6 protein-coding genes and 2 pseudogenes are annotated in these 7,782 nt (G+C 72.7%); 4 read left to right on the forward strand and 4 right to left on the reverse strand.

Going from position 1 to position 7,782, the window contains the following annotated elements; genetic code table 11:
• Positions 1-465, forward strand: a 465-nt coding sequence (gene lipB, locus D6689_15030) for a lipoyl(octanoyl) transferase LipB (protein ID RMH40008.1), incomplete at its 5' end; no start/stop codon positions are given.
• A 39-nt stretch (positions 466-504) separates the two neighbouring features.
• Here lipB and D6689_15035 read toward each other — a convergent pair.
• From D6689_15035 to D6689_15045, 3 genes and pseudogenes are all read right to left on the reverse strand, one after another.
• Positions 505-609 (reverse strand): annotated as a pseudogene (locus D6689_15035) (cutinase family protein).
• A gap of 391 nt (positions 610-1,000) precedes the next feature.
• Positions 1,001-2,254 (reverse strand): cystathionine gamma-synthase, encoded by a 1,254-nt coding sequence (locus tag D6689_15040; protein ID RMH40009.1) that lies wholly within the window; start codon positions 2,252-2,254, stop codon positions 1,001-1,003.
• Between the two features lie 81 nt (positions 2,255-2,335).
• Positions 2,336-3,049, reverse strand: a complete 714-nt coding sequence (locus D6689_15045; protein RMH40010.1) for a hypothetical protein — start codon at positions 3,047-3,049, stop codon at positions 2,336-2,338.
• A 138-nt stretch (positions 3,050-3,187) separates the two neighbouring features.
• On the opposite strand from D6689_15045, the gene D6689_15050 reads away from it, so the two are divergent.
• Positions 3,188-3,403, forward strand: a complete 216-nt coding sequence (locus tag D6689_15050; GenBank protein ID RMH40011.1) for a hypothetical protein — start codon at positions 3,188-3,190, stop codon at positions 3,401-3,403.
• A 218-nt stretch (positions 3,404-3,621) separates the two neighbouring features.
• Positions 3,622-4,035 (forward strand): hypothetical protein, encoded by a 414-nt coding sequence (locus D6689_15055; protein RMH40012.1) that lies wholly within the window; start codon positions 3,622-3,624, stop codon positions 4,033-4,035.
• Between the two features lie 6 nt (positions 4,036-4,041).
• Here D6689_15055 and D6689_15060 read toward each other — a convergent pair whose 3' ends face one another.
• Positions 4,042-6,162 (reverse strand): hypothetical protein, encoded by a 2,121-nt coding sequence (locus tag D6689_15060; GenBank protein RMH40013.1) that lies wholly within the window; start codon positions 6,160-6,162, stop codon positions 4,042-4,044.
• Between the two features lie 1,253 nt (positions 6,163-7,415).
• Here D6689_15060 and D6689_15065 point away from each other — a divergent pair.
• Positions 7,416-7,782 (forward strand): annotated as a pseudogene (locus tag D6689_15065) (hypothetical protein).

A 7,782-nucleotide genomic window follows, 5' to 3' on the forward strand; every position in this document is an offset into this window, starting at 1 on the left:
AACAACGTGCTCGCCCCCGGCGACGTCGAGGTCGTCCCGATCGAGCGCGGCGGCGACGCGACGTACCACGGCCCCGGCCAGCTCGTCGCATACCCGATCGTGCTGTTGCGCGACGGCGAGCGCGACCTGCACCGTTTTTTGCGCAACCTCGAGGAGGCGATGATCCGCACGTGCGGCGACTTCGGCCTGGACGCCGGGCGCGTCGCCGGCAGGACCGGCGTGTGGATCGGCCCGCGCAAAATCGCGTCGATCGGTATCGCGTGCCGGCGGTGGGTGACGTTTCACGGACTGGCCCTGAACGTCACGACCGACCTGTCCTACTTTCGCCGGATCAATCCGTGCGGGTTCGACGCGGCGGTGATGACGAGCATGGCCGCCGAACTCGGCCGCCCCGTGGCCATGGCCGAGGTCAAGCGCGCGCTCGTCGCGCACCTCGGCGACACCCTTGGCCGGGCGTTCGCGTAGCGCGGCGCGCCGTGTCGCCTATCGGCCCGACGTGGAACCGGGCGGCGGCGCGGCGGGCGCCGGAGACGATGGCGGCGCGGCGGGCGCCGGAGACGATGGCGGCGCGGCGGGCGGCGGCGCGGCCGGCGGCGGCGCTGCGGCCGGCAGCGGACCGCGCGCCCGCAGGCGCTCGCACCGCGACGTGTGGACGTACCCGTGGTACGCGGACAGGCCGAACGCCGCCGCGGGCACGGCGCCGACGGCGACGAACGTCACGGCGACCGCGTCCTCGAGCGGTCCGCCGCCGTCGTACATCTCGCTCAGACCGATGACCATCAACGCCACGCCGGGCAGCGCCGCGAGCGTGTCGATGATTGCGGGCGCAACGTTTGCGGTGCACTCGTCGCCTCGCATCGCCGCCGGCGGCGGCTCCGGCACCGACGGGACCAGGATCCACGAACAGCTCGCGCACGCGAGCGCCGCACACGCGGCGGCTCGCATCCAGCGTCGTCGATCGCGCATGGACGCGATTGTATACCGGCGCGCGGAAGTCGCGTCACGGTGCGGCCGCGTCGAGCGCGCGGCGCAAGTCGGCGAGCAAGTCGCGCCAGTTTTCGACACCGACGGAGATACGCACCATCCCCTCGGAGATGCCGAGCGCGTCGAGCTGCTCCGGCGGCAGCTCCGAGTGCGTGGTCGTACGCGGGTGGCACGCGAGCGACTCGACGCCGCCGAGACTCACCGCGTTCTTCGCGATGCGCAGCGTGCGCAAGAACGTGAACGCCGCCGGCCGGCCGCCGTGCAACTCGAGGGTGACGATCGCGCCCGGATAGTCGCATTGCGCCTCGTAGATGCGGCGCTGCTCCGGGTCGTCGAACAGCGTCGGATACCAGATGCGGGCGACCGCCGGATGGCCGGAGATTCCCTCGGCGATGCGCTGCGCGTTCTTGCTCTGCCGGTTCATCCGCAGCGGCACGGTCACGAGCCGGTTGTCGAGCAGCCAGCACTCGTCCGGCTGCAAGATGTTGCCGAGCAGCGCCCGCAACCCGCGCAGCGCATCGACGAGGTCGCGCTCCTTGGCCAACACCACGCCGCCGAGCATGTCGCTGAACCCGGCCAGGTATTTGGTCGCCGAGTAGACGGCCAGATCGGCGCCGAGCGCGAGCGGGTGCTGGAACGCGGGGCCGAGGAACGTGTTGTCGACCGCGACGACGGGGCGCGGGTCGCGCGCCGCCGCGGCCTCGACCGCCGCCGCGATGTCCGTCATGCGCAGCGTCGGGTTCGCCGGCGTCTCGATGAACACCAGGGCCACGTCGTCCGTGTCGGCGATCGCGCGCCGCATCCCCTCGGTGTCGCCCGCGTCCACCGCCACCGTCCGCACGCCGAGCGGCGCGAGCACCGCGTCGAGCAACAGCGCCGTGCCGCCGTACAGCGGCGCCGAGTGGACGATCGCCTGTCCCGGCCGGCACAGCGCGAGGCACACGGTCGAGATCGCGGCCATGCCGGAGTTGAAGACCGCCGCGGCGGTCGCCCCGCGCTCGAGCGGCACGATCTGGTCCTCGAGGATCTCGGCGTTGGGATGCGACAGCCGCGAGTAGATGAGGTCGATGCTCTCGTCGGGCGCGGGTCGCGCGCGGCCGAGCGCGACGTCGAACGCGCGCGCGGCCGCCTCGGGGCTGGTGAACACGTAGGTCGACGACCGGAACACCGCCGGCCGGGCCGAGCCCACCGACAGGCGCGGATCGAACCCGCGCGTGAGCACGGCGGTCTCGGGGCGAACGACGTAGGGACGTGGCGGCTTGCGCGGCATGGAGGGATTGCGACGTAGTGTCGAAGACACGCGGGCGGCGCGCAAGGGGCCACGGCGCCCATCGGCGAACACCGCGGCGCGTCAGAGGCGCTCGAAGTCGACGACGCCCCGCACCGCGGCGGGCAGCGCGTCGAGGTCGGCCTCCACGCGGCTCCGGTCGAACCCCGGCGGCGCCTGCACGACGAACGCGAACTCGCGTTTGAGGAACTTGGTCTGCTCGCCGATGATGCGCAGGCCGGCGGCCTCGAGGGCCGTCCGATACGCCCGCGTCGCCTCGTGGATGGCGTCCTCGCCGACGCCCGACACGCGGATGATGCCGGCGGTCTGGCGCTCGAGCAGGTAGATGAGCAACCAGCCGACGGCGGTCGCCGGGATCGCGACGACGTAGATCTTCAGCCCGCAGCACAGGCCGACCACGGTGACCAGGATGACGCGCCCGGTGTCCTTGGCCTCGCCGACGAGGGTGCGAAAGCGCATCAGGCCGCCGATGCCGAAGATGACGAACGCCATCGCCGGCTGCACCTCGACGATCAGCGCCACGACCGCGCCGATGACCGCGTACAACAGGATCGTCTTGGGCTGCTCGAAGTGGTCGAGGGTGGACATGCGCCGGCGCGTCGCCGGGTGGTACGCGATCGCGGCCGCCAGGGCGATCGCCAGCGTCAGCACGATCGCCATGTCAGCGAGCAGCCATGCGTTGGCGAGATCGCGCCAGCCTTCCAGCAGGAGCTCGGCGCCGGCGCGATCGCCCGCGGGCGGCGCCGCCTCGGCAAGGGCCTTCCATTTGCCGGGCATCGGGGGTACTTCAGCACGCCCCTCTGTCATCGACGGGCGGCGGCACGGCGGCGCGGCGGGCCGCTGGCCCGCCGGCAACGTGCGGCAGCCCCCCGACAAAAGACTTGCACCGTCACAGGGCGGCGGTACGCTCCCCTCATGTCGGCCAGGGAGTCGGTCGAGGTGTTCTGCTCCGAGTGTGGTTCCCGGGTGGTCTTGCGGTTTCGCCGCGGCGACATCGGCGTCGATGTCGCCGGCTGCGAGCCGTGCCGCGTCACCGAAGGCGGCACGGTGTACTGCGAGTGCCCCGGCTGCGGCGAGACCGTGGCGGCGCATCCGCCGTACACGCCGGCCGCCCGCGCCGCACTCGGCTAGGAGGCTGTTGCGTAGAGGCGCGCCATCGCCTCTGCGCCGCGTCCGCGCGGACGCGGCGGCCAGATTCGTACGCGCCTCGCGCGGCGCCCGCCCGCCCCGCGGCGCTGGCGCCCGCCGCCCACCGCCGTCGCTCCCGACCGCCCCATCGTCCCGCGCGGCGCTGCCCGCCGCGCGGCCGCAATTTCAGCGCGACGCGCATTTCCTGGTAGGAACGCCCCATGCCCTATCGAACCCCCGGCGAACCGTCCCCGCGCGGACTGCGCCCCGGCGGCACCTCCGGCGGCGCCGGCCAATTCCTCGTCGGCCTCGCCATGCTGCTCGGCGGCGGCTACCTGTTTCTCGACAGCGTCGTGATCTCGTCCTACGGATGGGGCGGCATGTTCCGGTGGGGGCGCGGCTCGTTCGGGCTGTCGCTCGTCCCGATGTTCATCGGCGTCGCGCTGCTGTTTTTCAACGGCAAGAGCAAGGCCGGCTGGTTGCTCGCGATCGGCGGCCTTGTGTTCATCTTCGCCGGCGTGCTGTCGCGCATGGACATCCACTTCCGCGAGCTGTCGCTGTTCGATCTGCTGCTGATCCTCGTGCTGATCGCGGGCGGGCTCGGGCTCGTCGCGCGCTCGCTCAAGGAGCAGTAGAGCCGGTCAGCTCGAATGCGCCGATCCGACGGCTCGCGGTCGCGCGACCGCGGTGTCGTCGGTGCCGCCGATCGGCAGCGTCGCATCGGTCGCGCTCGCCGGCAGCGTCGCATCGGTCGCACCGGGCGACGCGCCCGCGCCGGACGACGCGCCCGCATCCGGCGAGGCGAGCTCCGTCGACAGCAGCGTCCCGGAGTGCGCCTCGACGACGACGTTCGAGATGATGCGCACCAGGTCGTCCTGGTTCCGCGCGGTCCATTCCGGATGCGACTCGCTCTCGATCTGCGGCAGATGGCCGCCGGCCGCCATGAGGTGATAGCGACCGGCCGGAAACTCGAGCGCCTCGAGCGCCGTGCGCGCGACGTCCTCGGGACACCACGGGTCGCGCGCGCCGATGACGACCTCGCAGCGGCGAAGCTGGTCGCCGCGCGCGAACTCGGTCCGCCCGAGCGCCGCGAGCGTCCGGCGCAGGATCGACGGACCGACGGCGACGAAGTTGTGGTAGGTGTCCTCGCGGTAGCGAACGGGCACGTCCTGGCCGCAGTCCGCCTCGAACGCCTCCTTGCGCGCGACGTAGCGATACAGCGGCGGGAACCACGCCAGGGTGCGGATGAGCCACTCGCCGCGGCGAATGCGGCGCCGCTGCACCTTGTCGCAAAACGGAAACACCGGCGTGACCGCCACCCGAGACCGCAGCGGCCCGAGTTCGTCGTCGCGGATCGCCATCAAGCCGGTGGCGAGCATCGAGTGGCCGACGAGCACCGTCGGGATCTCGCCCAGCCCGAGCAGGTCGAGCCACGCGAGCACGCCGAGCACGATGCCGCGCGGGCCGACGAACTCCGGGTCGGGCTTGCGCGTCGCATAGCGCGTCTCGCCGAAGCCGGCGACGTCGGGGACGAGCACGATCGCCTCCGCGTTGTCGCGGCACAGGGCCTGCGCGGTGGTCTCCCACACCGCGCGGGTGCCGGCCCATCCGTGCAACAGCACGTACAGTTCGCTCGCGCGCGCGTAGGCGTGCGGCCGGTCGAGCGCCCCGAGCCGGCCGGGGCGGCCATAGGCGGTCCAGCCGAAGTCGGCGTAGCCGGATCGCGCGCGGAACGCGGCGACGCGGTCCGCCGGCAGCTCGCCGGCGGCGTCGAGCACCGACAGCCGGTAGTCGACGCGCGCGATGTCCGGCGCGGGCCGGTCGGAGCCGACGGTGCGGGCCGCCCACGCGAACGGCGCGGCGATGCGCACGTCGCGGGCGAGCCGCTGCGGCGGCGCGAACGCGCTCAGGTCGATGTCCGCAAGCTTCGCGGTGAACTCGGCGAGCGACGGCCAGCGGTCGGCGGGATTGGGCGCCGTCGCGCGGCGCAGCAGGTCGACCAACTCGCGAGGCAACGCGGGCGGAAGCTGCGCGAGCGCCTCCTCCCGCGACTCGGCCGCGCGCGCGCCGATCAGCATCTCGAGCAGCGTGCGCGCGAGCGCGTACTGGTCGGCGGCCGGGCCGACGCACGACGACTCCATCTGTTCGGGCGCCATGAAGCCGGGCGTGCCACCGCGCACGCCGCCGGCGCCGTCGCCGGCGAGATACGCCAGGCCGAAGTCGGCCAGAAACGGCGTGCCGTTGTGGTCGAGCAGGATGTTCGACGGCTTGACGTCGCGGTGGACGACGCCGCGCGCGTGCGCGTGCTCGAGCGCCGACGCGATCGGCAACGCGATCGCGACCGCCTCGGCCGGGCTCACCGGCGTCTTGATCCGGCGCGCGAGGGTCGTGCCGTCGATGTATGCGGTGACGAGGTAGTCGGTGCCCAGTTCGTACAGCCGGACGATGTGCGGGTGCGACAGCCGCGCGATCGCGCGCGCCTCGCGCGACAAGAACTCCGCCGCCCCGGTGCCGCGGCGGCGGCGCCGCAATACCTTCACCGCCGCGGGGCGGTCGGTGCGGACGTGCCGGCCGAGCCACACCTCGCCCATCGCGCCGGAGCCGAGCAGGCGCTCGAGCCGGTAGCTGCCGACCACGGCGCCGGCGGACGCGCCCTGGACGCGATCGTGCGCCTCGGCTGGCGACGGCAGCCGCGCCGGCGAGCGCCCACCTCGCTCGTCGACCGTCGGCGGCAGCCCGGTGGTGGTCCCCCCTGCCGGCATCTCGGATCAGTGTACCAGCTACCGCACCGCGCGGGCCGCGGATTCGAGGGGAGTCCCCCCGATGTAGGGGGGGGTGTGGGGTGGTACTTTTTCCGCAACCGTCCGGCGCGCGCGCCGATACCCCTGAGCGGCCGTCTGCCACGTCCGTCGCCGCCGCGATGCGGCGCAACCACACCGAGGAGCTCACGATGAAGGACTTTCAAATAGGCTTGTCCCTGCGCCTGATGGCGCGCACCTGGCCGTTCTTGCTCATCCGCTTCGCCGTCTACTTCGGCGTGACCATCCTGCTGTGGTCGCTGTTCGCCGGCGGCATCTACCTGGGCTTCAAGATCGGCGACGCTCCCGGCGCGTGGATCGGCGCCGGCAGCGGGCTCGTCGTCGGCGGATGGATCGCGTACCTGCTGCGCGAGTACTTCCTGTATCTGGTCAAGGCCGGGCACATCGCGGTGCTCGTCGAGCTGCTCGACGGCCGGCCGCTGCCGGAGGGGCGAGGTCAGGTCGCGTTCGCGCGCGAGCGCGTGGCCGCGGCCTTCGCGCAGGCGTCCGTGTTCTTCGCGATCGATCAGATCGTCAAGGGCGTCCTCGCCGTCGTCGGCGGGCTGTTCAAGGGGGTGCTGTCGTTGATTCCGGGGGCCGGCGGCGTGGCCGACTTCATCGACCGGATGGTGCGGCTGTCGTTGACCTATGCCGACGAGGTGATCCTGGCGCTCACGTTCCGCACGCGCTCGGAAGATCCGTGGGGCACCAGCCGCGCCGGCCTCGTGCTGTACGCGCAAAACTACAAGCGGCTGCTGAAGAACGCGTTCGTGCTCGCGTTCGTGTACTACGGGTTGATCGGTATCTTCGTGGCGATCAACTGGGCGATCGCCGGCGCGATCGCGTCGAGCGTGGCGAGCGAAGGGGGCCGGATCGGCGGGTTCCTGTTGATGCTGCTGCTCACGTACAGCGCCAAGAAGGCCATCGTCGACCCGTTCTGCATGACGGCGCTGATGCAGGCGTACTTCAAGGCGATCGAGGGCCAGGTGCCCAATCCCGAGTGGGATGCCAAGCTCGCGAACGCGTCCGAGAAGTTCCGGAACCTGGTCGGCAAGGCGGCGTCGCCCGCCCTGCCGGGCGTGGCGCTGGTGCCGGCGACCGCGGGCGCGGCGGCGGGCGGCGCGGCCGGCCAGCCGCAGGCCGGATACGCGCAGCCGCAAGCCGCGTACGGCCAGCCGCAAGCCGCGGCCGCACCGCCGCAAGCCGCGGCCGCACCGCCGCAGCCCGGCTATGCACCGCCGCAGCCCGGATACGGTCAGCCGCAAGCCGGTTACGGCCAGCCGCAAGCTGGCTACGCACAACCGCAAGCCGGATACGCGCAACCGCAGCCCGCGGCCGCACCGCCGCAGCCCGGCTACGGTCAACCGCAACCCGGATACGCGCAACCGCAAGCCGGCTACGGTCAACCGCAAGCCGGTTACGGCCAGCCGCAAGCCGGCTACGCGCAGCCGCAAGCCGGATACCCGCAGCCGCAGCCCGCGGCCGCACCGCCGCAGCCCGGCTACGGCCAGCCGCAAGCCGGCTACGGTCAACCGCAAGCCGGCTACGCGCAGCCGCAGCCCGCGGCCGCACCGCCGCAGCCCG

The sequence above is a fragment of the Deltaproteobacteria bacterium genome (assembly GCA_003696105.1).
Taxonomy (GTDB): Bacteria; Myxococcota_A; Polyangia; order Haliangiales; family J016; genus J016.

Coding starts and splice junctions, on each gene's coding strand:
- D6689_15050 (RMH40011.1), top strand. CDS start 3,188: ATGTCGGCCAGGGAGTCGGTCGAGGTGTTCTGCTCCGAGTGTGGTTCC.
- D6689_15045 (RMH40010.1), bottom strand. CDS start 3,049: ATGCCCGGCAAATGGAAGGCCCTTGCCGAGGCGGCGCCGCCCGCGGGC.
- D6689_15055 (RMH40012.1), top strand. CDS start 3,622: ATGCCCTATCGAACCCCCGGCGAACCGTCCCCGCGCGGACTGCGCCCC.
- D6689_15040 (RMH40009.1), bottom strand. CDS start 2,254: ATGCCGCGCAAGCCGCCACGTCCCTACGTCGTTCGCCCCGAGACCGCC.
- D6689_15060 (RMH40013.1), bottom strand. CDS start 6,162: ATGCCGGCAGGGGGGACCACCACCGGGCTGCCGCCGACGGTCGACGAG.